This is a genomic window from Micromonospora sp. NPDC005707, from assembly GCF_040631005.1.
Lineage (GTDB): Bacteria > Actinomycetota > Actinomycetes > Mycobacteriales > Micromonosporaceae > Micromonospora.
The window spans coordinates 407,353-432,211 of sequence record NZ_JBEXYR010000002.1 but is presented as its reverse complement, the minus strand read 5'-3'; the positions used below and the strand labels follow the sequence as shown (position 1 = coordinate 432,211).

Here is a 24,859-nt window from a genome sequence, read left to right as displayed (position 1 = left end):
GGCGGCGCGGGGCTAGCCTGCGATCATGACCCAGTCCGCGGACAAGCGTTCCGCCTTCATCGTCGACGTGCTCTCCGCGGAGTTCGGCGCGTCGATGGCGATCGACCCGGCGGCGTTCCGCCGCAAGTTCCGCAAGATGGCCGCCTCCCCGTTCGCCTTCTACCGGGGCAGCGCCTCGCTCTTCTACGCCGACCAGCGCGGTGACTTCGCCAGCGACCGGTTCCTCGACGACCGGACCAGCCGGGTGTGGATCCACGGCGACCTGCACGCGGAGAACTTCGGCACCTACATGAACGGCTCCGGGCAGCTCGTGTTCAACGTCAACGACTTCGACGAGGCGTACGTCGGGCCGTTCTCCTGGGACCTGAAGCGCTTCGCCGCCAGCGTGGCCCTGCTCGGCTACGCCAAGGCGCTCTCCGACCGGGTGATCGGGGAGCTGGTGGCCGGCTTCGCCCGGTCGTACCTGGCCGAGCTGCGGGCCATCGCGGCCGGCGGCGACGACGCCATCGGCTCGATCACCCTGGAGAACGCCGACGGGGTGCTGCGCCGGGTGCTCCAGCAGGCCCGGCTGAACACCCGGGTCGACCTGCTCGCCACGCAGACCACCATCGACAACTACGAGCGCCGGTTCTCCCTCGTCGACGGGGTCTTCGAGGTCGACGCCGCGACCCGGGAGCAGGTCTGCGCCGCGTTCCAGGACTACCTGGGCACCCTGCCGACGGCCACCGCCCGGCTCCGCCCGGTCGCCGCGAACATCAAGGACGTCGTGCTGCGCAAGGGGGTGGGCATCGGTTCCGCCGGGCTGCCCTCGTACAACCTGCTGCTGGAGGGGCACACCCAGGCGCTGGAGAACGACGTCGTCATCTACATGAAGCAGGCGCAGGTGCCGGCGGTGGCGCGGCACATCGACGACGAGCGGGTCCGCTCGTACTTCCGGCACCAGGGGCACCGGACCGCCGAGTCGCAGCGGGCGTTGCAGGCGCACGCCGACCCGTGGCTCGGCTTCACCGAGCTGGACGGGGCCGGGCAGCTCGTCGCCGAGGTCTCCCCGTACGCGGCCGACCTCGACTGGGCCGACGTCAACGAGCCCGAGGAGCTCGCCGGAGTGCTCACCGACCTGGGCCGGGCGGTGGCCCGGATGCACTCGGTGGCCGACGACGAGTCCAGTCACGACCTGGTGGACTACTCCACCGAGGAGGCGATCGTCGCGGTCGTGGACGCCGACGCGGAGCGCTTCGTCGACTACCTGATCGACTTCGCGCACACCTACGGCATCCGGGCCCGCGAGGACCACCAGCTCTTCGTGGACCTGTTCCGCAACGGCCGGCTGCCCGGCATCTGAGGTCGCGGGGCGCCGGAGCCCGCGCTCCGGTGCCCCGCCTCACTGCTCGAAGTCGAGCACCACCTTGATGTCCTCGCCCGTGGAGGCGTAGGCGTCGGCGTACGAGGAGAGCGGCACCCGGCGGGTGATCAGCGAGCTGAGCCAGGACTGGTCGGCGCGGGCGAGCGCCTCCGCCGCCAGCTCCCAGTGCCGCCGGTTGGCGTTCACCGAGCCGAAGACCACGTTGTTCTCCAGCACCAGCTCCCGGTTCAGCGCCCCCGCGTCGAGTTCGATCGTCCGGCCGCCGCTGGACACCCCGGTCAGGCAGACGATGCCGTTGGTCCCGGCCTTGGTCATCGCGTCCAGCACCACCACCGGGGCGCCGGTGCACTCCACCACCACGTCCGGCGCGAAGTCCAGCTCCGCGACCGTCGTGGTGTGGTAGGTCGCGCCGAGCGCACGGACCAGCTCCGGCTTCGGACCGGTCTTGTTCCGGTCCAGCACGTGCACCGACAGCCCGCGCTGGATGCCCAGCAGGGCGGCCAGCAGCCCGATCGGGCCGGCCCCGGTGACCAGCACGCTCTGCGGCTGCCACACGGCCCGGCTGCCGATGCGCTCGATGTGGTCCCACGCCTTCGCCAGCACGCTGGTCGGCTCCAGCAGCATCCCGACCGGGGCGAGCGCCGGGTCCAGGCGTACGGCGAACCTCGGCTGCACCCGCCAGCGCTCCCGGGCGAAGCCGGGCAGCCCCTTGATCCCGTGCTCGGTGTAGCGGCCGTTGCGGCACATGTCCCACTCGCCGACGGCACAGTTCGGGCAGGGCACCGGGTCGGGGTGCCGGACGATCCCGGCCACGAGGTCACCGGGCTGAAGGGTGCCTGACGGGTCCTCCAGCACCCGGCCGAGCGACTCGTGCCCGAGCACCAGCCGCTCCTGGCCGGGCGGGGCCTCGCCGTACTCGCCCGCGATGATCTCCTGGTCGGTTCCGCAGATGCCGACCGCGACGGCCTGGACCAGGATCGCGCCCTCCTCCGCGGCCGGCTCGGGCCAGTCGTCGTCGAGGCGCAGCGAGTCGCGAACTCCGGGAGCCACAGTGACAGCGCGCACGATGTTCATCCTTCCCCGCCGCGGGCCCGCTCGCCCGGCAAAGCGGCGGATCCGGCCCGGGGGAGCGCGGACGGCCCGACACGCCTCCCGGCCGGCGGCCCTAGGATCAGCGGCATGACTCCGGAAGAGGTCGGCCGGCGGGTGGTCGCGCTGCTCGCGCCCGTGGCGGCCACCGTGTCGGTCTCCGGCGGTCAGGGCCACGCCCGCGCCACCGTCGACGTACCCCTGGCGAGCTGGCGCGACGCGGTGCGCGCGGCGCGCGACGACGCCGAGCTGGACTGCGACTTCTTCGACTGGCTGTCGGCCGTCGACGAGCTGGCCGACGGCTTCGACGTGGTGGCCCACCTCTGGTCGATCCGCCACCGGCACGGGTTGCTGCTGCGCACCCGGGTGCCGCGGGAGACGCCGGTCGTGGCCTCCGTGGTCGACGTCTTCCCCGGCGCGGCCTGGCACGAGCGGGAGACCCACGAGATGTTCGGCATCGGCTTCGACGGGCACGGCGAGCTGCGGCCGCTGCTGCTGCCGCCGGAGTTCGAGGGTCACCCGCTGCGCAAGGAGTTCGTCCTCGCCTCCCGGGTCGCCAAGCCGTGGCCGGGCGCCAAGGAACCCGGCGAGTCGGAGGCCGGCGGCGGCCGCCGGCCGATCCGGCCGCCGGGCGTCCCGGCGCCGGGGGAGTGGGGGACGACGCCCACGCCGGCCGGCGCGGCCAGGGTGGGCGAGGGCCCCCGCGGGGGTACGCCGGCCCGCCCCACCCGGGAACGCCCGGCGCGCCCCGCACCGGGCGAGCGTCCGGCCCGTCCCACGAGCGAGCGTCCCGCGCCGGGAGAGCGTCCGGCGCGTCCGGGACCGGACGAACCCGCCGCGAGCCGGCCGACCGGTCCGGCCCGCCGGGAGCCCGCCCCTCCGCCGCAGGAGCCCGGCCCGCTCGGGCGTCCGGTGCCCGGCGAGCGGCCGGCGGGTCCCGCGCGGCAGGAGCCGGCGGGGGAGCGGTCCACCGGTCCCGACCGGCCGGCGGGTCCCGCGCGGCAGGAGCCGGCGGGGGAGCGTCCGGCGCCGGGCACCGACGCCGAGGAGGGGAAGGCCTGATGCCGGACTGGTTGGAGCTGGTCCTCCGGGTGGTGGGCGTGCTCGTCGCGTTCCTCACCCTGCCGCTGATCGTGGGCCAGGCCGAGCACAAGGTGATGGCCCACATGCAGGGCCGGCTCGGCCCGATGTACGCGGGCGGCTTCCACGGCTGGGCGCAGCTCGTCGCCGACGGCATCAAGTTTGTGCAGAAGGAGGACGTCACCCCGCGCGAGGCGGACCGGCCGGTGTTCCGGCTGGCCCCGGCCGTGGCCCTGGTGCCCTACCTGCTCGCCCTGCTGGTCATCCCGCTCGGTCCGGGCGACCTGGTCGGGCAGCCGCTGGACATCGGCCTGTTCTTCGTGCTGGCCGTGGTCGGCATCGGGGTGCTCGCGGTGCTCATGTCGGCCTGGGCCTCGGCCAACAAGTACAGCCTCCTCGGCGGCCTGCGCGGGGCGGCCCAGCTGCTCGGCTACGAGCTGCCGCTGGTGCTGGCCGCCGCCTCGGTGGCGATGGCGGCCGGCACGCTCAGCCTGCCCGGCATCGTGGAGGCGTGGCGCCCCTGGTGGCTGCTCTGGCAGGCGCCGGCCATGGTGATCTTCTTCGTGGCGGGGCTGGCCGAGATCCGCCGGCCCCCGTTCGACATGCCGGTGGCCGACTCCGAGCTGGTCTTCGGCTACATGACCGAATACACCGGCCTGCGCTTCGCGTTCTTCCTGCTCGCCGAGTACGTGGGCATCGTGGTGATCGCCGCGCTGACCACGGTGCTCTTCCTCGGCGGCTGGCAGGGCCCGTTCGCCGACGCCCAGCTCGGCTGGCTGTGGACCCTGCTCAAGGTGTTCGCCGTCGCGTTCGTGATCATCTGGCTCCGGGTGAGCTACCCGCGGCTGCGCGAGGACCAGCTCCAGCGCCTGTGCTGGCTGGTGCTCGTCCCCCTGGCCCTGGCCCAGCTCGTGCTGACCGCCGCCGTCCGCCTGGCGATCTGAGGACGGGCGGGTTCAGGCGGCGTCGCGCAGCGGGGTGTGCTCCGGGTCGACCCGCTCGTCCGGCGGCGCGGGCAGCGGCGGCGTGCCGTCGCCGAACGGGCGGCCGCCGAGCTGCTCCCGCCCGTGCGGGGTGAGCCAGTTCGCCAGGTCCGGGCCGAGCGGCACCACCCCGGTCGGGTTGATGTCCAGGTGCACCTCGTAGTAGTGCCGCTTGATGTGGTCGAAGTCGACGGTGTCGCCGAAGCCCGGGGTCTGGAACAGGTCCCGCGCGTACGCCCAGAGCACCGGCATCTCGGTCAGCTTCTGCCGGTTGCACTTGAAGTGGCCGTGGTAGACCGGGTCGAAGCGGACCAGCGTGGTGAACAGCCGGACGTCCGCCTCGGTGATCGTGTCACCGACCAGGAAGCGCTGCCCGGTCAGCCGCTCGGTCAGCCAGTCCAGCCGGTCGAAGAGCCGGTGGTACGCCCGCTCGTATGCCTCCTGGCTGCCGGCGAAGCCGCACCGGTAGACGCCGTTGTTCACGTCCGCGAAGACCGCCGCGTTGACCTCGTCGATCTCGCCGCGCAGCCGCTCCGGGTAGAGCTCCGGCGCGCCCGGCCGGTGGTGGGCGGTCCACTCCGTCGACAGGTCCAGGCTCATCTGCGCGTAGTCGTTGGTGACCACCTGACCGGTCGGCACGTCCACCATGGCCGGCACGGTGATGCCCCGCTCGTAGCCGGGGAAGCGCGCGAAGTAGGCGTCGGCCAGCCGCTCGATGCCGAGCACCGGGTCCCGGCCGCCCGGGTCGAGGTCGAAGGTCCAGCTGCGCTTGTCGTGGGTGGGCCCGGCCACCGCCATCGAGATGGCGTCCTCCAGCCCGAGCAGCCGCCGGACGATGATCAGCCGGTTCGCCCACGGGCAGGCCCGGCTGACCGCCAGCCGGTAGCGGCCCGGCTCCACCGGCCAGCCGCTCGAACCGTCCGCGGTGATCCGGGTGGCGATGTACCGCTGGTCCCGGGTGAACTCGCCGCCCGGCTCGACGTACTTGCCGCCGGTCCGGTCGAGGATCTCGTCGCCGTTGCCGCCCACGCGGCCTCCCGAGGATGTCGCTGTCCGGTCCCATCATGGTCGCTCCGCCGGCTTCCGGCAGGCCGAGTCGGCACGACCGGGGCTAGGCTGCCGCGGTGACGGATGTGGAGGCGGCGGCCCGACGCTTCATCGCCGACGTGTGGAACGCCGGCCGCGAGGAGAGCGCGTACGACCTCGTCGCCGAGGCCTGCCCGGGGCTGGGCGGCACCGGCCCGGAGGCCACGCTGGCCTGGCACCGCGACCGGCGGGCGTCCTTCCCGGACCTGCGTTACAAGGTCGTTGAGGTGGTGGCCGCCGGCAACCGGGTGGCCGTGCACTGGCGGGCCGCCGGCACCCAGGCCGGGCAGTTCGGTCCGGTGCCGCCGACCGGCCGGGTGGTCAGCTACTCGGGGGCGAGCTTCCTCCGCTTCGACGAGACCGGCCGGATCGTCGACGTGTGGAGCGTGAACGAGCTGTTCCAGCTCCTCCAGCAACTCGGCGTCGAGATGCTCCCGCCGCTGCCGGCCACCGACGCCTGACCGGCCCGGCGGTGTGCCGGCGGGCGATCGGCCGGGTGGTGGTCGCGCGCGGGTGGGCCACAGGGCAGGATGGGCGGCATGAGTGAGCGCAGCGGCGTGCCCGGCGAGGGGCTGGTAAAGGGCCTGGCGGTCACGCTGAAGACGATGACCCGCCGCTCGACCACGCAGCAGTACCCGGACGTCGTCCCCGAGCTGCCGCCCCGCTCCCGTGGCGTGATCGCGCTGCTGGAGGAGAACTGCACGGTCTGCATGCTCTGCGCCCGCGAGTGCCCGGACTGGTGCATCTACATCGACTCGCACAAGGAGGAGGTGGCGGTGCCCGGCGCCGCCCGCCCCCGCCAGCGCAACGTGCTCGACAAGTTCGACATCGACTTCTCGCTCTGCATGTACTGCGGCATCTGCATCGAGGTCTGCCCGTTCGACGCGCTCTACTGGTCGCCCGAGTTCGAGTACGCCGAGTACGACATCAAGGACCTGCTGCACGACAAGGATCATCTCGGCGAGTGGATGGTCACCGTCCCGCCGCCGCCCGCCCACGACCCGCACGGCGACCCCTCGAAGGAGGAGACCACCGCCGCCCGCAAGGCCGCGGCCCCCGCCGCGCGTCCGGCCCCGGCCCGCCCGGAACCCGGCGCCGAGCAGGGCGGAGGCGACCCGTCATGACGGGTGCGGACGTGCTGCTGCTCGCCCTCGGCGCGGTGGCCGTGGGCGCGGGCGCGCTGGTGGTGGGCACCCGGCACCTGGTCCGGGCCGGGCTCTGGCTGGTGGTCTGCCTGGGCGCGCTGGCCGGCGACTATCTCGTGCTGAGCGCCGAGCTGGTGGCCTGGGTGCAGGTGCTCATCTACGTCGGCGCGGTGGTGGTGCTGCTGCTGTTCGCGGTGATGCTGACCCGGGCCCCGATCGGCCCCTCCGACGACCTCGACCGGCCCGGCTGGCCGGCCGCGCTGATCGGCGCCGGCAGCGGCCTGGGGCTGGCCGTGCTGCTGGTCGACGCGTTCCGCTGGTCCCGGGTGGACCTGCCCGCCGCGGGCACCGCCGAGCGCCTCGGCGAGCAGGTGTTCCGCTCCTGGGTGCTGCCCTTCGAGGTGCTGTCGGTGCTGCTGCTCGCCGCCCTGGTCGGCGCGATCGTGCTCTCCCGACCCGACATCGGCCGCCCCGGCGCGGCCCCGGCCGCCGGGCCGGCCGGGGGCGTCGAGCCGGCCCGCCCGGTCGTCGCCGCCGACGAGGGCGGGCGCGCGTGAGGCCGGTCATCCCGTACGTCACCGCCGCGCTGCTGTTCGGCCTCGGCGTCTACGGCGTGCTGCGCCGCCGCAACGCCGTCCTCGTGCTGATGGCCGTCGAGCTGATGCTCAACGCGGTCAACCTGATCCTCGTCACCGCCGACACCACGGTCCGGGCCGCGCTGCCGCACTCCGGCCAGGTCTTCGCGCTCTTCGTGATCGTGCTCGCCGCCGCCGAGATCGGCGTGGGGCTGGCCATCGTGCTCCAGCTCTACCGGCTGCGGGCCAGCGTCACGGTGGACGACGTGCCGCTGACCGAGGCGCCCGCCGGGGTCGCCGCCGACCGGGGCGAGGGGGACACGTGACCGGACTGCTCGCGGTGGCGCTGCCCGGCGTACCCCTGGTCGCCGGCCTGCTCGGCCTCCTCCTGCCGCCGTCGCCGCGCGGGGCGGCCACCGGGGAGGGCCCGGCCCGGCGGGCGGCCGTCGCGCTCGGCGTGGCCGGCGCGGCGCTCGCGCTGCTGGCGGCGGTGGGCCTGCTGCTCCGGGTGGACGGGCCGGTCGAGGGCGGCACCGACTGGGTCGACCTGGGCGGGCTGAGGGTCACCCTCGGCTACCGGCTGGACGGCGTGGCCGTGCTGGTCGCCGTGGCGGTGGCCGCGGTGGCCCTGGCCGTGCAGGTCTACTCGATCGGCTACCTGCGGCGCGGCCCGCACGACGACGTCGAGGTGGACCACCGCTACCCGCCCTACGCGGCCCAGATCAGCCTGTTCACGGCCGCGATGCTGACCGTGGTGGTCTCCGGTGACCTGATCCTGCTGCTGGTCGGCTGGGAGGTGATGGGCATCTGCTCCTACCTGCTCATCGCCCACGACCGGCGGCTGCCCGAGGCGCCGGCCGCCGCCGTGAAGGCGTTCCTGGTCACCCGGGTGGGTGACGTCGGCTTCCTGCTCGGCATCGCGCTGCTCGGCGTCGGCGCGGGCAGCTTCCGGATCGCCGACGTGCTGGCCCACGACTACTCCACCGGCACGCTCACGGCGGCCTGCCTGCTGCTGCTCGCCGGGGTGGCCGGCAAGAGCGCGCAGTTCCCGCTGCACACCTGGCTCCCGGACGCCATGGCCGGCCCCACCCCGATCTCCGCGCTCATCCACGCGGCCACCATGGTCGCCGCCGGGGTCTACGCGGTGGCCCGGCTCTTCCCGCTGTTCGCGCAGGCCCCGGCTGCCCTCGCCGTGCTCGGGGTGATGGCGGCGGTCACCCTGCTGCTCGGCGCGTTCGCGGCCACCGCACAGGACGACATCAAGCGGGTCCTGGCCTGGTCGACGGTCTCCCAGATCGGCTACATGACCGGCGCGCTCGCCGTCGGCGCTCCCGCGGCGGCCCTGTTCCACCTGCTCACCCACGCCGCGTTCAAGGCGCTGCTGTTCCTCGCGGCCGGCGTGGTCATCCACGCCGTCGGGACCACCCTGATGTCGCGGATGGGCGGGCTGCGCGCCGCCATGCCGGTGACCTTCTGGTGCATGCTGATCGGCCTCGGCGCGCTGGCCGGGGTGCCGCCGCTGTCCGGCTTCTGGAGCAAGGACGGGGTGCTCGCCGCCGCGCAGGCCGCCGCGCTGGACGGCGCCGGCCCGGCCCCGGCCTGGGTGGGCTGGCTGGTCTGGCTGGCCGGGCTGCTCGGCGTCGCGGTCACCGCCTGGTACGCGACCCGCCTGCTCCTGCGGACCTTCTTCGGCGCGACCCGGATCCCGCTGGCGCACCCGCACGACCCGCCGGCCGTGCTGCGCTGGCCGGTGCTGCTGCTCGCGGTGCCCGCCGCCCTGCTCGGCCTGGCCGCCTTCGCGCCGTGGTTCGCCGACCGGCTGCGGGTGCCCGCCGACTCCTCCGGCGAGGCGGTCGAGCTGGTCCACCTGGCGCCGAACCTGGTCCTGCCGTTCCTGCTGCTGCTGGCCGGCGCGGGCGTCGCCTGGGCCGGCTGGCGCCGCGACCCGGCGGCCGACCCGGCGCGCTACCTGGGTCCGCTGCGGCCGGTCTTCGCCCGGGCGTTCCGGCTCGACGACGTCCAGCAGGCCCTCGTCGTACGCCCGACCACCGCCCTGGCCCGGGTCGTGCGGACCGGTGACGAGCTGGGGGTGGACGGCCTCGTGGAGGGCAGCGGCCGGGCCGCGGTCGAGCTGGGCGGCGGGCTGGCCGCGCTGCACCGGGCCGCGCTGCCCCGCGCGGCGGCCGGGGTGCTGGCCGGCGCGCTGCTGATCGGCCTCGCGGTCGCCCTGATCGGAGTGACCTCATGACGTTCGGGCAGTTCCTGCTGGTCGCGGTCCTCGCGATCCCCGCACTGGGGGCGGTCGCGGCCGCCGCCGTCCCCGGCGACCGGGCCGGCCGGGTGGTCGGCACGGCCGCCGCCGCACTGACCCTGCTCGCCACGCTGCCGCTGGTCGGCGGCGACCACGGCTGGTTCGGCTACGGCCCCCGGCCGGCCGTGCAGGCCTGGCACCAGGTGGACGTGTCCTGGGTGCCCGGCCTCGACCTGCGCTTCCACCTCGGGGTGGACGGCATCTCCTGGCCGCTGGTGGTGCTCACCGCGCTGCTCACCCTGCTCTGCTGCGGCTACACGCTCTGGCGGGTGCCCGCCGGGGGCGGCAGCGGGCGGGCCCTGGTGGCGCTGCTGCTGGTGGTCGAGGTGGGCATCCTGGGCACCTTCCTCGCCCTCGACCTGGTGCTGTTCTTCCTGTTCTTCGAGGTCGTCCTGCTGCCCATGTACGCGATCATCGCCGGCTGGGGCGGCGAGGACCGGCGCCGGGCGGCCCGCAAGTTCGCCCTCTACACCCTCTTCGGCTCGGTGCTGCTGCTGGTCGGCGTCTACGTGGTGGTCGCCGCCGCGGGCACCGCCGACCTGGTGACGCTGACCGGCGGCGCCGGGCTGTCCCGGGGCACCCAGCTCGCCGCGTTCACCCTGCTGGCGCTGGCCTTCGCCGTGAAGAGCCCGCTCTGGCCGCTGCACTCCTGGCTGCCCGACGCGCACACCCAGGCACCCACGGTCGGCAGTGTGATCCTGGCCGGGGTGCTGCTCAAGATGGGCACGTACGGGCTCATCCGGGTGGCGGTCGGGGTGGCCCCGGAGGGCGCCCGCTGGGCCGCGCCGGTGCTCGGCGTGCTCGCCGTCGCGGCGATCGGAGTCGGCGGCCTGGTCTGCCTCGCCCAGGACGAGCTGAAGCGGCTCATCGCCTACTCCAGCGTCGGGCACATGGGCTTCGTGCTGCTCGGGGTCGCCACGCTCACCGCCACCGGCCTCCAGGCCGCGCTGATCGGCAACATCGCCCACGGCGTGATCACCGGGCTGCTGTTCTTCCTGGCCGGGGCCGTCAAGGACCGGACGCACACCGGGTCGCTGGCCGAGCTGTCGGGGCTGCGGGAGACCGCGCCCCGGCTGGCCGGGTTGCTCGGCTTCGCGGCGGTCGCCTCGCTCGGGCTGCCCGGGCTGGCCGGCTTCTGGGGCGAGGCGTTCGCCGTGGTGGCCGCCGTCCGGCGGGGCGGCGGGCTGTGGACCACCCTCGCGGTGCTGGCCGCGCTGGGCGGGGCGCTGACCGCCGCGTACCTCCTGCGGTTGCTGCGCCGGGTCACCCACGGGCGGCCCAGCCCGGCGGTGGCCCCGCTCGCGCCGGGCCTGGCCGGGGCGGAGCTGACCGCCTGGGCGCCCCTGGTGCTGCTCGCCCTCGCCGTCGGCCTGGCCCCGGCACTGGTCCTGTCCTATGCGTCCGGCGCGGTCGACGCCCTCGTGGGAGTGGTGACCAGATGAGCGTCGTGCAGAGCGTGGACAACGTGGCGCTGCTGCCGGCCTACCTGGCCGCCGGCACGGCCGTGCTGGTGCTCCTGGTCGACCTGCTGGCCGCGCGGGCCGCCGCCACGGTGACCGTGGCCGCCCTCGGCGCGGCGGGCACGGCGCTCGGCGCGGCGCTGGTCGGCGCGGCCGGCGAGCGCCGCACGTTCTGCGTCGGGGCGGACTGCTCCTGGCTCTGGACCGGGCGGGCCGCGCTGGTCGCGGTGGTCATCGCGCTGCTCACCCTCGGCGTGCTCGCGCTCTCCGGCCCGCTGCTGCGCGCCGGCGGCGTCCCGGTCGGGGAATACTGCTTCCTGCTCGCCTGCGCGATGACCGGCGGCGTGGTGCTCGGGGCGGCCGGCGACCTGATCACCCTGGTCGTGGCGCTGGAGACGCTCACCCTGCCGCTCTACGTGCTGGTCGGGCTGCGCCGGGGCAGCCTGGCCGGGGCCGAGGCCGCGGTGACCTTCTTCGTGGTCAGCGTGGTGGCCACCACCGTCACCCTGCTCGGCGCGGCGCTGCTCTACGCGGTGACCGGCACCGTCCACCTCGACCGGCTCGGCGCGGCCTTCGCCGCCGACCGGGGCGGCCTGCTCGACCTGCCGCTCACCACGGTCGCCGTGGCGCTGGTGGTGGCCGGGCTGGCGTTCAAGGTCGCCGCGGTGCCGTTCCACGCCTGGGCGCCGGCCACCTACGACGGCGCGCCCCTGCCCGTGGCGGCATACCTGTCGACCGCCTCGAAGCTGGGTGGCGTGGTGGCGCTGCTCGCCGTGGTGCAGCGGGCGCTGCCGGCCACCGTGACCGGCCCGGTCCTGGCCCTGCTGGCGGTGCTCACCATGACCGTGGGCAACCTCGTGGCGCTGCGCCAGCGGCGTACGGTCCGGCTGCTCGCCTGGTCGTCGGTGGCCCAGGCCGGCTACATCCTCGCCCCGCTGGGCGCGCTCGCGCTGGCCGCCGGGCGCACCGCCGACGCCCGCGCCGGGGCGTACGCCGCGGCCGTCGCGTACACCGTCTTCTTCGTGCTGCTGGAGCTGGCCGCGTTCGCCGCGGTGGTGGCGCTGCGGCCGGCGGATGGTGACGGCGGCACCCTGGCCGACCTGCGCGGCGCGGCGCGCCGGCACCCGTGGGTGGGCGGCGCGTTCGCGCTGGCCCTCATCGGGCTGGCGGGGCTGCCACCCGGCCTGGCCGGCCTGTTCGCCAAGGTGACCGTGGTCCGCGCGCTGCTGGCCGGGCACGCCGGCTGGCTGGCCCTCGTGGTGGCGCTGAACGCGGTGCTCGGCCTGGCCTACTACCTGCGCCTGGCCGCCACCCTCTACGCCGCTCCCGGCGGGGTCGCGGTCCGCCCGGCCCGGATCGTGGTGGTCGCGCTCGGGGTCGCCACCGCGCTGGCCGTGGTGCTCGGGTTCGCCCCGCAGCTGGTGCTCGACGTGGCGGCCCGCTGACGGGTTCGTCCCCTGGTGGGCGTCCGGCACAGCGCGCTCACAGGAATCCCCAGCCAACTTTCAGCCATGAGCAGGATGGTTGGCGGGTACCGGTGTTGTTGAACCGGTCAGCGGGCCCCGCGCGGCCCGCGCACCGAAGGAGCGATCGTGCATCACAACCGTCTCAAGACCGCAGCGCTGCTCGGCCTGTTGACCTCGCTGATCCTCGCGGTCGGCTACTGGTTCGGCGGTAGCGGCGGTCTCGTCATCGCCGTGGTCCTCTCGTTGCTGATGAACGGCGTGACCTACTTCTGGTCCGACAAGCTCGCCCTGCGCTCGATGCGGGCGCAACCGGTCACCGAGGCACAGTTCCCCGAGCTGTACCGGATGGTCCGGGAGCTCTCCACCCAGGCGGGCAAGCCGATGCCCCGGCTCTACGTGAGCCCGACGGCGCAGCCCAACGCGTTCGCCACCGGGCGTAACCCGGAGCACGCGGCCGTCTGCGTCACCCAGGGGATCGTCGAGATCCTCGACTACCGGGAGCTGCGGGGCGTTATCGGCCACGAGCTGTCCCACGTCTACAACCGGGACATCCTGATCTCCAGCGTGGCGGCCGGCCTGGCCGGCATCATCACCGCGCTGGCGAACATCGCCTGGTTCATCCCGCTGGGCTCCTCCGACGACGAGGACGCCCCGAACCCGGCGGTGCTGCTGCTCACCCTGATCCTCGGCCCGATCGCGGCCACCCTGATCCAGCTCGCGATCAGCCGGAGCCGGGAGTTCCAGGCCGACCAGTCCGGCGCCGAGCTGAGCCGCGACCCGCTGGCCCTGGCCAGCGCCCTCCGCAAGATCCACCTGGGTACGCAGGCCCGCCCGCTGCCGCCGCAGGGCCAGCTCACCAGCACCGCGCACCTGATGATCGACAACCCGTTCAAGCGGGGCGGCGGCCTCGCCGCCATGTTCGCCACCCACCCGCCCATGGAGCAGCGGGTGGCCCGGCTGGAGCAGTTGGCCCGCAACTCCGGGCCGGTGCAGTTCCAGCGCTGACCCGCTCCGACCGCCTCCGCCCGCGTCCAGCCGGACGCGGGCGGACGCGTCTCAGGAGGTGGCTTCGGGCAGCCGGTCGGGCCGGGCGAAGAGCACGACGCCGAGCAGCAGCACCCCGGCGACCAGGTACGCGGTGGCCGGACCGAACAGCTCGGCGGTGGTGCCGAGCAGGAAGATCCCGCAGCCGGAGACGACGATGTTCCCGGCCACGATGGTCGCCTCCACCTGTCCCATCCGGTCCCTGGGCGCCAGCCGGGCGAAGGTCGCCTGCGCCCCGATGAGCCAGCCGCCACCCGCGCCGATCAGCGCGTTCGCCCCCGCCAGCGCCCAGGCCGGGGCGTGGACCGCGGCGAGCAGGCCGGCGAGCAGCAACGCACCGGCCAGCGCGGCGGCCGCCGCCACCTGACCGGCCACCCGGGCCAGCCAGGCCCGCCGCGCCGCCACCAGCACGAAGACCGCGCCGCCGAGCGCCGAGGCGGCCAGCACGACCGGTCGCCACCCGCCGCCGGCCAGGTCGGGAGCCAGGGTCTCCGGCAACGCCCCGGAGAGCACCGTGCCCAGGGTGAGCAGAGCCACGCCGCGCAGCACCGGGTGGCCGGCGATGATGCGTACGCCGGCGGTGGCCGGCGGGCGGGCCTTCCGGCGCTCCCCGCGGCCGCCCGGAAGCCCGGCCAGGACGACCGCGGCCAGCAGGAACGACACCAGGTCAATCAGGAGCGCCGCCCGCGGGCCGAGCGCCACGGTCACGCTGGCCCCCGCGAGCAGGCCGGTCACCTGGCCGAGCTGGTTCGCGAAGGCGGAGAGGCCGAACAGCGGCAGCCGCAGCGGGCCGTCCACCGCCTCGGCGGCGATCGCCACGTTGACACTGGAGTACGCGGCCCGGACCGCGCCCAGGAGGCCGGCCGCGACGATCGCCGGCAGCGGCCGGGGCACGGCGGTCGGCACCGCGATCAGCGCCGCGCCGGCCAGCGACAGCCCGACCAGCATGGTGCGCCGAGCCGGCACGTCCAGCCAGCCGCTGAACACGGTGGCGACCAGCAGGGCGGGCAGCGTCCGGGCGGCGTACACGGCGGCCGGGCCGAGCACCGACTGGGTCTGGTCGTACGCGAGCAGCAGCAGCGCGGCCAGCCCGACGAAGTCACCCAGCTCGGAGATGCCGCGGGCGATGACGAGCCGGGAGGCGACCGGATGGCGGAACAGGGCTCGGTAGCCGGGCGGGGGCGCGAGTCGTTCGTCGGCGTCGGTCATCAGCTCGGCCGGTCCCCTTCGTCCACGCCGATCGGCTGGTAGGTGGCGTGCTCGCGCAACCGGCGCGCCTGCTCCCGGCGGTAGCTGCTGCGGATCTCCGGGTCCTGGCGGCGGCGGCGCAACGCCACGAAGTCCTCCCACACGTCGTCCGGCCACTCGCCGAGGCCCTGCCCGGTCACCAGCTCGGCCCGGCCGGCGGCCTCCAGCACCGAGCGGTGCACCGGCTGCAGGCACATCAGCGGGAGCCTGCGGTAGAAGCGCACCACCCGGCCGGGCTCGGTCAGCCGCAGGATGGTGGGCAGGAGCGAGGTGTACCAGTCGGTCTCCACCACGCCCTCGTAGACCTGAAGCCCCGCCGGAGCGGGCCAGTTCGGCGCGCCGCGGGCCAGCAGGCACCAACCCGGCGACGTCCGGGCCACCACGCCGGTCACCAGCTCGACCATGTTCGCCGCCCGCGGGTCGACGTCGACGAACGGGATCTCCCCGCCGTACCGGTCGAAGATGTCCAGGCCGTCGCGGAACTTCTCGGGCGCCTTCGCGAGATGGGCGGCGGCATCCGGCAGCTTGCCGTCGTATCCACCGGCCAGCGAACGCCAGCGGACCGGCTCGTTCTCCTCCAGCAGGCTCCACTCGGTCTCGTGCCCGTCCCAGCGCAGCGCGAAGTCGGCGGGCGGGTGGACGTACCAGCCGAGACCGGACCCGACGGCCACCGGCGGGCACTGCCGCACGGCCCGCACCGGGAGCGAGCCCCCCAGGCTGGGAGAGGCGGCCTCGGCGGGGCGGGCGTCGGCGTACAGCGAGTAGATCTCGACCCGCAGCGGTTCCACGGTGCCGGTCATCGGCCCTCCGTACGGCGATGGGCGGAGTCCGCGAGAGACATGGACCTGATTCGATCAGCAACCTACCCGTTCTTCGCCGGCCGGTCAGCCCCGCCCGGCCGCTCCTGTGTGAGCGAGGCGACCACCCCCACGGCGGCCTGCGGCGTTAGGGTCGGAGGGGAATTCACTCGTTACCTTTCCCGTACCCGGAGGTGCACCCTTGGCCGCACTGCGCCAGTACCTGGGCGTCTGGCGCATCCCCGGCGCCCCGATGCTGCTGATCCTCGGCGTCATCGGCCGGCTCGGGATCGGCATGACGCCGCTGGCGCTGCTGCTGGTGGTCGCCGAGGTCACCGGCCGGTACTCGCTCGCCGCCGTCGCGGGCGGCATCTACGCGCTCTCCGGCGCCGCGCTCAGCCCGATCGCCGGGCGTGTCGCCGACCGGGTCGGCCCCACCCCGGTGCTGCTGGCCACCGCCGTGGCCCACCCGCTCGCCCTCTTCGGGCTGCTCGGCGCCAGCCGGTCGGGCTCCGGAAGCCTCGCCCTGATCTACCTGGCCGCCGGCGTCGCCGGTGCCACGTACCCGCCGCTCACGGCCGCCATCCGGGGCGCCTGGAACGACCTCACGGCCCCCGCCACCGGCCGGGCGCAGCTGCGCAACACCGCGCTCGCCGCCGAGACCTCCCTCTTCGAGGTCGTCTTCGTGCTCGGCCCGCTGCTGGTGGCCGGCTTCGTCCTGGTCGCCGACGCCGCCGCCGCGCTGGTGGGCGCCGCCGTGGTCACCCTGGCCGGCACCACCGCCGTGGCACTCGGCCGGGTCATGCGCGGCTGGCGGCCGCACCCCCGGGAGCACCACGCCAAGGGCCTCGGCCCGCTGCGGGTCGGCGGCTTCCCGGCCCTGCTGTTCTGCGTCGCCAGCATCGGCATCGCCTTCGGCGCCGCCGGCGTGATCGTGCCGGCCTTCGCCGGGAACGCCACCGCCGACGACCCGGAGAGCCTCGCCGGCGTGCTGCTCGCCGTCTGGGGCATCGGCAGCGCCCTCGGCGGCTTCTGGTTCGGGGTACGCAAGCCCGCCGCCAACATGACCCGCCAGTTCGCCTGGCTGCTCGGCGCGGTCGCGGCCAGCTTCGCCGTCTTCGCCGTGATGCCCACCCCGGCCGCGCTCGGCGTCGCGCTGGTGCTCGGCGGCGCCACCATCGCCCCCGCGCTGACGCTGGAGAACACCCTGGTCGGCCGGATCGCCCCGGCCGGCATGCTGAACGAGGCGTACACCTGGGTGGTGACCATGTCGGTGGCGGCGAGCGCCGCCGGGGGAGCGGTGGCCGGGCTCATCGTCGACCACGCCGGCGGCGTGCCGTGGGCCTTCCTCTTCGCCGGGGCGGCGGTCGCCGTCGGTGCCGCGGTCGCCGCGCCGCCGGCCGGGCCGATCGCCCGCGCCGAAGCCACCGCGGTACGCGCCGAGCAGTCGCTCGTGGCCTGAGCCGCGGGGATCAAACCGGCGGGGGCGGGTAAAGCCCCCGAATGTTCCTCTTCTTCTCGAACCGGGTCGGCTGTCTCGGCTCGATCCTGGTCAGCGCGGTCGTGACCGTGATCCTGCTGCTGATCTTCGCGCGCTGACCGCGACCGGCGCTCAGACGCCGAGCCCGCCGACCACCGTGAGTTCCTGACTGGTGAACTCGCCGGTGAGCATCGGCATGGCCCGGCCGATGGCGGCCCTCGTCTCGGGAAGCCGCAGGGAGGCGTCGTGGTGTTCCTTGCTCCGCCACACCTCGGTGACCCAGATCGTGACGTCGTCCTGGTCGGAGACGCCCACCACGTACAGCTCGCAGCCGACCTCGCGCAGCCCGTCGACGCCGCTCAACAGGATCGCCACCACGTCGTCCCGGCAACCCGCCCGGGTCTTCATCGACCCGAGGTAGCCGTAGGGCATCTCCGCTCCCCGCTCTCGGTGCGTCGGACCGCCGCCGGACGTGGATCCCCGCGGCGGCCCGGCGAGTCCTACCGGTAGTTGGTGAACTGGAGGGCGACGCCGAAGTCCTCGCCCTTGAGCAGCGCGATGACGGCCTGCAGGTCGTCCTTCTTCTTACCGGTGACCCGGAGCTGGTCGCCCTGGATCTGCGCCTGGACGCCCTTCGGGCCCTCGTCGCGGATCTTCTTGCTGATCGCCTTGGCCTTGTCCGAGTCGATGCCCTGGATCACCTTGGCGTCGATCTTGAAGACCTTGCCCGACGAACGCGGATCCCCGGCGTCGAGGGACTTCAGCGAGATGTTCCGCTTGATCAGCTTCTCCTTGAAGACGTCGAGCGCTGCCCGGACCCGCTCCTCGGTCTCCGCCTGGAGGCTGATCGCCTCCTCGCCCGACCAGGAGATCTCGGTGCCGGTGCCGCGGAAGTCGAACCGCGTCGAGAGCTCCTTCTCCGCCTGGCGGAGGGCGTTGTCGACCTCCTGCCGGTCGACCTTGCTCACGATGTCGAACGACGGGTTCGCTGCCATGATCATGCTCCTGCTGTCCGGCGGTCTGTCCTGATCCGTCCCTCACTGACCAGCGTGGGACCCCCTGACGGTACCCGCTTGCGGCGGCCCGGGGGACAACCGCTATCCTTGCTTCCGCCGCCGCGTCGCGACGCGGTGGGGTGCCCTGGCGGGTTGCCCGAGCGGCCAATGGGAGCGGACTGTAAATCCGTCGCGAAAGCTACAGAGGTTCGAATCCTCTACCCGCCACCAGGGAATGGCAAGGCCCTTGACCTGCGGAAACGTGGATCGAGGGCCTTTGTCGTTCCGGCTGCCGTTGACCGCCGTTGCCCCTGATCGACTGCGTCATCGGGCACGCAACGGCACGCCTGGAGGTGCCGATGGCCCGTTGGTGGGAACTTTCGATCCCGGTTGCCGGAACGTTGGCCGGCGGCGGTCTCGGTGCATGGCTGCAAGGCCGCAACAGCCATCGGATCTTCAAGGCTCAGGCCGAGCGTGAGGACGCGCATCGGGCCGAGGAGGCTCGCAGGGCTGCCTATGGACAATTCCGGTTCAAGGCCGTCGAGGCAATGCACGCGGCGCAGGACCACGCAGAGAGCCCTGACGGCGGTGAGCGGGCCCGTTTGGCGAAGAAAGCACAGGGTCTGGTCGCCGAGTGTTTCGAGATTCATGCCGCCCTGGTGTTCCTGTCGCCACCAGAGGTCGTGCGGGCAGCTGCCAGGGTGGGCGCTGGCCTTGAGGCGAACCCCTTTGACATGGAGGAGGTGAAGGCCGCCATACGCGCGTTTTCCGCGGCTGCCCGCGAGGACCTGGGCCTGCCGGAGCTTGAGCACGAGGACGAGACGGATCTCGATCAGCACAGCGACGCCTCGGGATGATCGCCGGTCCGCCCCCATTCCCCCTATAGGCGCAAGGACTGCGGCGCCCCGGTCGAGGTCAAGGGTGGCCGGGGGCCTGACGACCGTTCCCACCCATGGTCATCCGTCTCGTCGGGCCCGTGCCGGGCACGCATCGAGGCTAGGGTGGGCGGCCAGCACGGTGAGGCCTTTCGCGCCGGTTCGACGCCACGGGTCCAGGGCTTCCCGGAGGCGAGGAGGCGTACGTGCACGACAACGATCTGACCCACCGGTCTTCGGCCGTCGCCGAGGGCGATCCGACCGGCCGGTTCGAGCAGCTCTACGCCGACGCCGAGCGGGGCGAGGCTGTCGTCCCGTGGGACCTCGACCGGGCGCACTCCCTGCTCAGCGAGTGGACCGACCGGACCCGGCCGGACGGGGCCGGCCGGCGCGCCGTGGTCGTCGGGTGCGGCTTCGGCCGCGACGCCGAACATCTGGCCCGCCTCGGCTTCGCCACCGTCGCCTTCGACATCTCGCCCACGGCGGTGCGGGCGGCGCGCCGCCGCCACCCGGACTCCCCGGTCCGCTACGAGACCGCCGACCTGCTCGACCCGCCGCACGAGTGGCTGGGCGGGTTCGATTTCGTGCTGGAGAGCATGAACGTGCAGGCACTGCCGGCCGAGCTGCGGCAGCGGGCGATCCCGGCGGTCGGCCGGCTGGTCGCGCCGGGCGGGACGCTGCTGGCGATCGCGGCCGGCCGGCGGGACGACGAGGTCGTCGAGGGGCCGCCCTGGCCGCTGGCCCGGGCCGAGGTCGACGCCTTCGCCGCCGGCCCGCTGGCCCCGGCCCGGATCGAGGAGATCGTGGCCCCGGACGGTGGCCTCCGCTGGCGCGCGGAGTTCCACCGACCCTGAGGCCGGCGACGCCTATGCGGTCGTCTCACGCTCGGCGTCGCTGCGCAGCACGCAGAACTCGTTGCCCTCCGGGTCGGCCAGCACCACCCAGCCGCTGCCGTCCGGTTCGCGCCGGTCGGCGACGACGGTGGCGCCGAGGGCGCGGACACGCTCGACCTCCTGGTCGCGGAGCACCTCAGGCTGCAGGCAGATGTGCACACGGTTCTTGACGGTCTTCGGCTCCGGTACCCGCTGGAAGTAGAGCCTGGCGCCGGCGGGCGGCTCGATGGCCACCTCCTCGTCGTCGGGCTTGAACTGCGCGTCGACCGGGCAGTCGAAGACCTTGCCCCAGAAGTGCGCCAGTTCGTACGGGTCGGCGCAGTCGAACGCGATGTTGCGGATGGCAGTCCCCATCCGGTCAGCCTTGTGCCCGCGCGACGAGCAGGTCAACTCATATCGACAGGCGAAGGCCCACGACTGAGGTCAGCGAGCCGGTGCGAAAACGCGTTCCGGTCCGCTGGTCACGGGACCGGTGCGACGATCGGCGTGTGGCAGCGCCGCCGGCGTCCCGGCGTCGGTCGACGTGACCTGGCAGGGGGAGACCATGCCCAACGACAAGGACATCCGGCCCTTCCGGCTCGACACGCCGGAAGAAGCGCTCGCCGACCTGCGTCGCCGGATCGCGGACACCCGCTGGCCCACTCGTGAGCTGGTCACCGATCGCTCGCAGGGCGTGCAGCTGGCGACGGTCCGGGAGCTAGCCCGCTACTGGTCGACCGAGTACGACTGGCGCGCGTGCGAGGCGAAGCTGAACGCCCTGCCGCAGTACACGACGGACATCGACGGCGTCGGGATCCACTTCATCCACGTGCGGTCGCGGCACGAGAACGCCCTGCCGCTGATCATGACGCACGGCTGGCCCGGCTCGGTCGTCGAGCTGCTCGGGGTCGTCGGCCCGCTCACCGACCCGACCGCGCACGGCGGCACTCCCGAGGACGCGTTCCACCTGGTGCTGCCGTCCCTGCCCGGCTACGGCTTCTCCGGCGAGCCGACCGAGCCCGGCTGGGATTCCGGCCGCATGGCGGCCGCGTGGGCGGAGCTGATGGCCCGCCTCGGCTACCCGCGCTACGTCGCGCAGGGTGGCGACGTGGGGGCCGCCGTCACGGACGCGATGGGCCGTCAGGCGCCCGAGGGCCTGCTCGGCATCCACGTCAATCTGCTGGCCGGGGCGATCGGTATCAAGGACCGACTGCCGGGGGAGTCCGAGCAGGAACGCGCGGCGCACGACCGGCTCAACACGTTCATGACGGACGGCTTCGGCTACTTCCTGGAGCAGTCCACCCGGCCGCAGACGATCGGCTACTCCCTGCTGGATTCGCCCGTCGGGCTGGCGGCCTGGATGCTCGACCACGACACGGACAGCTACTACAAGATCTCCCGAGCGTTCGTCGACGGCGAGCCCGCGGGCAACCTCACCCGGGACAGCATCGTCGACAACATCACGCTGTACTGGCTGACCGGCACCGGTGCCTCGGCCGCCCGGTGGTACTGGGAAGCCGGGCGGGCCCGGGCCGCGGCCGGTGCGGCCGGCCAGAGTCCTCCGCCGGTCGGGGTCCCGGTCGGCTTCACGACGTTCCCCGGCGAGATCTGGGCTGCCCCGCGCAGCTGGGCCGAGGCGGTCTATCCCGGCCTCACGTACTTCAGCGAGGTCGACAAGGGTGGCCACTTCGCCGCCTGGGAGGAGCCCGACCTGTTCGCGACCGAGGTGCGGGCCGCGTTCCGGCCGCTGCGGAAGTCCTGACCCGACCACTTGTCCCGCTTCGGGCCCGCTCGGCCGGCGTCACCGCACGAGCGCCGTCGGATGCCCGACCGATCGCCCGGGACGGCGCGCATTTCGATGGAATTGACCAGGATCATCCTCTGGCGTTCCGGCGAGAGGAAGGTATGGTGGTCTATGCCCCGGGGTGGATACCGTCCTTCGGGGTGTACGGATTGCTGTCGCGGGCGTCGCAGCGGGTGAACGGGGCTTTCGGGGTGGCTTGATCGGTTCGCGTTGAAGGTCGGAATCCGCAGTGGACGGAGTGGTCGACGGTCTGTCACACCTCTGATCTGGCTAGGCGTCCCCCGCGGTCTGGACCGAACGGCGGAACCTTGGCGACGGTCGGATCTGGGCTGCTCCCGCGACTTTTCTGGGTGCCGGCCCTGTGGCACGATCGTGGAACCTCCACCATCCCTGTGAACGATCCCCGACAGGAGAGCGGACATGTCTGGTCGAAAGCTGGGCCGGCTGCTTGGCTCATTGCTGGCAATCGCCGCCGTGGCGAGCGGCATCCTCATCGGCGCTGGCCCTGAGCTGGGAGACGCGCAGACCGCCGACGTCATCTGGAACATGCCCGCCGCCCGCTGACGGTCACGGTCCGAGCTGAGCCGGACGACGGGTCGACGGAAGGGGCGGCATGTCGGGACAGCCCCCCAAGGGCTCGCGCTCGAACGACCACGCCTGGCTGATCACAGCTCCGCTGGTTCTCTTCGCCGTCGTCTGCTCGACGGTCACCGGGCTGGCCAACGACCAGCCGTTCGGCGGCTGGCCGCTGGCGATCCTGCTGCTGATGGCCATGGTGGCCGCCGGGCTGCCGGTGCTCAACTTCACCGTCCGGCGCCAGTCACTCGGCGTCACCCTCACCGAGATCCCGCTGGTTCTCGCGTTCTACCTGACCCGCCCGTTGACGGTCGTGATCATCTACACCGTGGCGGCGGCTCTCACCCATCTGTGGCACCGGATGGGCATGACCAAACTCTGGTTCAACGTCGCCCGCGCGGCCGCGGGCTCGTCGCTCGCCGTGCTGGTGCTGCAGGCCCTCCCGCCGGTCGAGGGGATCGGGCCCCGCACTTGGCTGACGCTCTTCACCGTCGCGATCATGGTCAATCTGGTCAGCATCACCTCGGTGGCCGGCGTCTACACGCTGCTGCAGGGGTGGCAGACCGGCCGGGACGCGTTCCGCAGGTCGCCGTCGGCGCTCCTCTCCGCGTCCATCAACATCGTCGCGGGTCTGATCATCCTGATCCTGATCACCTCCACCTGGTGGTCGCTGCTCCTGCTCGCGGCGCTGATCACCGCGCTGACGCTGGTCTACCGGGCGTACACGCAGTTCTTCCGGCAGCACCGGACCCTCGCCGACATGTACGAGCTGAGCCGGGCGGTCAGCGGCAGCGGGCAGGACGGCACGCTCGCCGACGCCCTGCTCGGCCGGGTCCGGGCCCTGCTCCAGGCGGAATACGCGACCCTCTGGCTGCCCGCCCAGGGCCGGCACCCCGAGGTCCTGCTGACCTCCCGGATCGCCGACTCGGGGCTGCTCGACGTGGCTCCCACCCCGCCCGCGCTGCGGGAGCGGGTCCGGCGGGAGGGTCACACGCTCGTCCTCGGCCGGGGCCCGGTGTCCGACGCGGAGCTGCGCACCGCCCTCTCCGAGCAGCGGGTGAAGGACGTCATCGCGGTCCCGCTGCGCTCGGGGTCCGTGGTCATCGGCACCCTGGAGGTGGCCAACCGGCTCGGTGCCAGCAACTCCTTCGGCCGCACCGACGTTCCGCTGCTGGAGACCGTCGCCGCGCACGCCGCCGTCGCCCTGGAGAACTCCCGGCTGGTCGACCGGCTGCGGCACGACGCCGAGCACGACGCGCTCACCAAGCTGCCGAACCGCCGGCGGATCACCGCGGCGGTGGCCGAGGCGGTCCGGATCGCGGCGCCCGGCGAGGTGGTGGCACTGCTGCTCTTCGACGTCGACCGGCTGCGCCAGGTCAACGAGTCGCTCGGCCACGCGGCCGGCGACAAGGTCCTGGTCGAGGTGGCCGAGCGGCTGCGCGCCAGCGCGCCCTCCTCCGCCCTGGTCGGCCGGGCCGGCGGCGACGAGTTCCTGGTGACGTTGCGGCTGGAGAGCACCGAGGCGGCGCTGGAGCTGGCCGGTCAGCTGCGCGAGCAGATCCGCGACGAGATGGTCTTCGACGCGCTCACCCTCGACGTCGACACCGCCGTCGGGGTGGCCGTCCACCCCGACCACGGCAGCGACGCGGTGACCCTGCTCCAGCGGGTCGACCTGGCCGCCACGGCCGCCAAGTCGGTGCCGGGCAGCGTCCAGCTCTACAGCCCGGTCCTGGAGTCCCGATCACTGCGCCTGCTGGGCCTCGCCGGCGACCTGCGCCGGGCGCTGGACGACGGCGAGCTGGAGGTCTACTTCCAGCCCAAGGTCACGCTGCGGGACCGGCGTCTGGTCGGGGTGGAGTGCCTGGCCCGTTGGGAGCACCCGGCGCACGGGACGGTGGTCCCGGACGACTTCGTGGCGGTGGCCGAGCACACCGGCCAGCTCGGCCGCCTCACCGAGTTCGTGCTGCGGGAGAGCCTGCGGCGCAGCCGCGACTGGAGCCACGGCGAGCAGGCGCTCGCCATCTCGGTCAACCTGGCCGCCCGGACGCTCACCGACCAGCACTTCCCGGCCCTGGTGCGGGACCTGCTCGAAGAATACGGTGTGCCGCCGCAGCGGCTCACCCTGGAGATCACCGAGGCCGGGGTGCTGGACGGCACCGAACGTCCCATTCCGACCCTGAAGCGCCTCGGCGAGCTCGGTGTCCGGCTCTCGGTGGACGACTTCGGCACGGGCAACTCGTCCCTCGCCCAGCTGCGCCGGCTGCCCGTGCACGAGGTCAAGGTCGACCGCTCGTTCGTGCAGGGGATGGCGACCGACCCGGGTGACCTGGCCATCGTCAACGCGGTGGTGACGCTCTCGCAGCAGTTCGGCCTGACGGTGGTGGCCGAGGGTGTGGAGAGCGAGCTGACGCTGGAGCTGCTCCAGGACATCGGCTGTGAGATCGGCCAGGGCTTCCTGTTCAGCCGGCCCCTGCCGTACGAGCGGCTGGAGGCGTGGTTCGGCGCCCAGGTCGACCCGGAGACGATCGTGGCGGGTGAGCTGCCGCGCCTGCGCGTCGTACCCTGAGCTGCGGGAACGCGACAACCGGGGATCCGATTTCACCTCGACGG

The 24,859-nt window shown here is 73.6% G+C and carries 23 protein-coding genes, 1 tRNA gene and 1 pseudogene; 18 read left to right on the top strand and 7 right to left on the bottom strand.

Annotation, left to right across the window (positions count from 1 at the left end):
• The first annotated feature begins 25 nt into the window (after window positions 1–25).
• Window positions 26–1,342, top strand: coding sequence for a DUF2252 domain-containing protein (locus ABZ452_RS04605; RefSeq protein ID WP_357938857.1), 1,317 nt, complete (start codon window positions 26–28; stop codon window positions 1,340–1,342).
• 39 nt (window positions 1,343–1,381) lie between these two features.
• On the opposite strand, the gene ABZ452_RS04600 is transcribed toward ABZ452_RS04605, so the two are convergent.
• A complete protein-coding gene (locus ABZ452_RS04600) occupies window positions 1,382–2,428 on the bottom strand; it encodes a glucose 1-dehydrogenase (RefSeq protein ID WP_357938855.1) in 1,047 nt (348 codons plus the stop codon).
• Window positions 2,429–2,542: 114 nt separating this feature from the next.
• Between ABZ452_RS04600 and ABZ452_RS04595 the strand changes: the two are divergent.
• A pseudogene (locus ABZ452_RS04595) lies at window positions 2,543–3,109 on the top strand (NADH-quinone oxidoreductase subunit C); the annotation flags it as partial.
• A gap of 404 nt (window positions 3,110–3,513) precedes the next feature.
• The gene (nuoH, locus tag ABZ452_RS04590; RefSeq protein WP_357938853.1) at window positions 3,514–4,476 is read left to right on the top strand and encodes an NADH-quinone oxidoreductase subunit NuoH; all 963 of its coding nucleotides are present in this window, start codon (window positions 3,514–3,516) and stop codon (window positions 4,474–4,476) included.
• A gap of 12 nt (window positions 4,477–4,488) precedes the next feature.
• On the opposite strand, the gene ABZ452_RS04585 is transcribed toward nuoH, so the two are convergent.
• On the bottom strand, window positions 4,489–5,544 hold the full coding sequence (locus tag ABZ452_RS04585) for a glutathione S-transferase C-terminal domain-containing protein (RefSeq protein WP_357938851.1): 1,056 nt from the start codon (window positions 5,542–5,544) through the stop codon (window positions 4,489–4,491).
• Between the two features lie 95 nt (window positions 5,545–5,639).
• Between ABZ452_RS04585 and ABZ452_RS04580 the strand changes: the two genes are divergently transcribed.
• From ABZ452_RS04580 to htpX, 8 genes are all read left to right on the top strand, one after another.
• Complete coding sequence (locus ABZ452_RS04580) at window positions 5,640–6,062, top strand: ester cyclase (protein ID WP_357938849.1); 423 nt, start codon at window positions 5,640–5,642, stop codon at window positions 6,060–6,062.
• A 69-nt stretch (window positions 6,063–6,131) separates the two neighbouring features.
• Window positions 6,132–6,725, top strand: coding sequence for an NADH-quinone oxidoreductase subunit I (locus ABZ452_RS04575; RefSeq protein WP_357938847.1), 594 nt, complete (start codon window positions 6,132–6,134; stop codon window positions 6,723–6,725).
• On the top strand, window positions 6,722–7,303 hold the full coding sequence (locus tag ABZ452_RS04570; protein ID WP_357938845.1) for an NADH-quinone oxidoreductase subunit J: 582 nt from the start codon (window positions 6,722–6,724) through the stop codon (window positions 7,301–7,303). The genes ABZ452_RS04575 and ABZ452_RS04570 overlap by 4 nt, the downstream gene beginning before the upstream one ends.
• Entirely contained in the window at window positions 7,300–7,647 is a 348-nt protein-coding gene (gene nuoK, locus ABZ452_RS04565; protein WP_357938843.1) for an NADH-quinone oxidoreductase subunit NuoK, read from the top strand. The genes ABZ452_RS04570 and nuoK overlap by 4 nt, the downstream gene beginning before the upstream one ends.
• Complete coding sequence (locus tag ABZ452_RS04560) at window positions 7,644–9,569, top strand: NADH-quinone oxidoreductase subunit L (RefSeq protein ID WP_357938841.1); 1,926 nt, start codon at window positions 7,644–7,646, stop codon at window positions 9,567–9,569. Before nuoK ends, ABZ452_RS04560 begins: the two co-directional genes overlap by 4 nt.
• Entirely contained in the window at window positions 9,566–11,074 is a 1,509-nt protein-coding gene (locus ABZ452_RS04555; RefSeq protein WP_357938839.1) for an NADH-quinone oxidoreductase subunit M, read from the top strand. Before ABZ452_RS04560 ends, ABZ452_RS04555 begins: the two co-directional genes overlap by 4 nt.
• Window positions 11,071–12,537, top strand: a complete 1,467-nt coding sequence (locus tag ABZ452_RS04550) for a proton-conducting transporter membrane subunit (RefSeq protein WP_357938837.1) — start codon at window positions 11,071–11,073, stop codon at window positions 12,535–12,537. Before ABZ452_RS04555 ends, ABZ452_RS04550 begins: the two co-directional genes overlap by 4 nt.
• Window positions 12,538–12,684: 147 nt before the next feature.
• Window positions 12,685–13,563 (top strand): zinc metalloprotease HtpX, encoded by an 879-nt coding sequence (htpX, locus tag ABZ452_RS04545; RefSeq protein WP_357938835.1) that lies wholly within the window; start codon window positions 12,685–12,687, stop codon window positions 13,561–13,563.
• A gap of 51 nt (window positions 13,564–13,614) precedes the next feature.
• Here the strand turns inward: htpX and ABZ452_RS04540 are convergent, their stop codons facing one another.
• Together ABZ452_RS04540 and ABZ452_RS04535 are read right to left on the bottom strand one after the other, a co-directional pair.
• A complete protein-coding gene (locus ABZ452_RS04540; protein WP_357938833.1) occupies window positions 13,615–14,811 on the bottom strand; it encodes an MFS transporter in 1,197 nt (398 codons plus the stop codon).
• The gene (locus tag ABZ452_RS04535; RefSeq protein ID WP_357938831.1) at window positions 14,811–15,650 is read right to left on the bottom strand and encodes a DUF6065 family protein; all 840 of its coding nucleotides are present in this window, start codon (window positions 15,648–15,650) and stop codon (window positions 14,811–14,813) included. Before ABZ452_RS04535 ends, ABZ452_RS04540 begins: the two co-directional genes overlap by 1 nt.
• A 199-nt stretch (window positions 15,651–15,849) precedes the next feature.
• On the opposite strand from ABZ452_RS04535, the gene ABZ452_RS04530 reads away from it, so the two are divergent.
• Window positions 15,850–17,109, top strand: a complete 1,260-nt coding sequence (locus tag ABZ452_RS04530) for an MFS transporter (protein WP_357938829.1) — start codon at window positions 15,850–15,852, stop codon at window positions 17,107–17,109.
• 150 nt (window positions 17,110–17,259) lie between these two features.
• Here ABZ452_RS04530 and ABZ452_RS04525 read toward each other — a convergent pair whose 3' ends face one another.
• Together ABZ452_RS04525 and ABZ452_RS04520 are read right to left on the bottom strand one after the other, a co-directional pair.
• Window positions 17,260–17,559, bottom strand: coding sequence for an antibiotic biosynthesis monooxygenase (locus tag ABZ452_RS04525; RefSeq protein ID WP_357938827.1), 300 nt, complete (start codon window positions 17,557–17,559; stop codon window positions 17,260–17,262).
• A 68-nt stretch (window positions 17,560–17,627) separates the two neighbouring features.
• Complete coding sequence (locus ABZ452_RS04520; protein WP_357938825.1) at window positions 17,628–18,122, bottom strand: YajQ family cyclic di-GMP-binding protein; 495 nt, start codon at window positions 18,120–18,122, stop codon at window positions 17,628–17,630.
• A gap of 147 nt (window positions 18,123–18,269) precedes the next feature.
• Here ABZ452_RS04520 and ABZ452_RS04515 point away from each other — a divergent pair.
• The 3 genes from ABZ452_RS04515 to ABZ452_RS04505 all read left to right on the top strand — a co-directional run bounded on the left by ABZ452_RS04515 (window position 18,270) and on the right by ABZ452_RS04505 (window position 19,851).
• Window positions 18,270–18,353: transfer RNA gene (locus ABZ452_RS04515), tRNA-Tyr, on the top strand.
• A gap of 74 nt (window positions 18,354–18,427) precedes the next feature.
• Entirely contained in the window at window positions 18,428–18,979 is a 552-nt protein-coding gene (locus ABZ452_RS04510; RefSeq protein ID WP_357938823.1) for a hypothetical protein, read from the top strand.
• A gap of 224 nt (window positions 18,980–19,203) precedes the next feature.
• Window positions 19,204–19,851, top strand: a complete 648-nt coding sequence (locus tag ABZ452_RS04505) for a methyltransferase domain-containing protein (RefSeq protein WP_357938821.1) — start codon at window positions 19,204–19,206, stop codon at window positions 19,849–19,851.
• Between the two features lie 12 nt (window positions 19,852–19,863).
• On the opposite strand, the gene ABZ452_RS04500 is transcribed toward ABZ452_RS04505, so the two are convergent.
• Entirely contained in the window at window positions 19,864–20,244 is a 381-nt protein-coding gene (locus tag ABZ452_RS04500) for a VOC family protein (protein ID WP_357938819.1), read from the bottom strand.
• A gap of 190 nt (window positions 20,245–20,434) precedes the next feature.
• Between ABZ452_RS04500 and ABZ452_RS04495 the strand changes: the two genes are divergently transcribed.
• From ABZ452_RS04495 to ABZ452_RS04485, 3 genes are all read left to right on the top strand, one after another.
• Window positions 20,435–21,631 carry an epoxide hydrolase family protein gene (locus ABZ452_RS04495; protein ID WP_357938817.1) on the top strand — a complete coding sequence of 399 codons (1,197 nt, stop codon included), beginning with the start codon at window positions 20,435–20,437 and terminating at the stop codon, window positions 21,629–21,631.
• A 462-nt stretch (window positions 21,632–22,093) separates the two neighbouring features.
• Window positions 22,094–22,237: a hypothetical protein gene (locus ABZ452_RS04490; protein ID WP_192579813.1), complete on the top strand. Its 144-nt coding sequence runs from the start codon at window positions 22,094–22,096 to the stop codon at window positions 22,235–22,237.
• 49 nt (window positions 22,238–22,286) lie between these two features.
• The gene (locus ABZ452_RS04485; protein WP_357938815.1) at window positions 22,287–24,815 is read left to right on the top strand and encodes a bifunctional diguanylate cyclase/phosphodiesterase; all 2,529 of its coding nucleotides are present in this window, start codon (window positions 22,287–22,289) and stop codon (window positions 24,813–24,815) included.
• The last annotated feature ends 44 nt before the right edge of the window (window positions 24,816–24,859 follow it).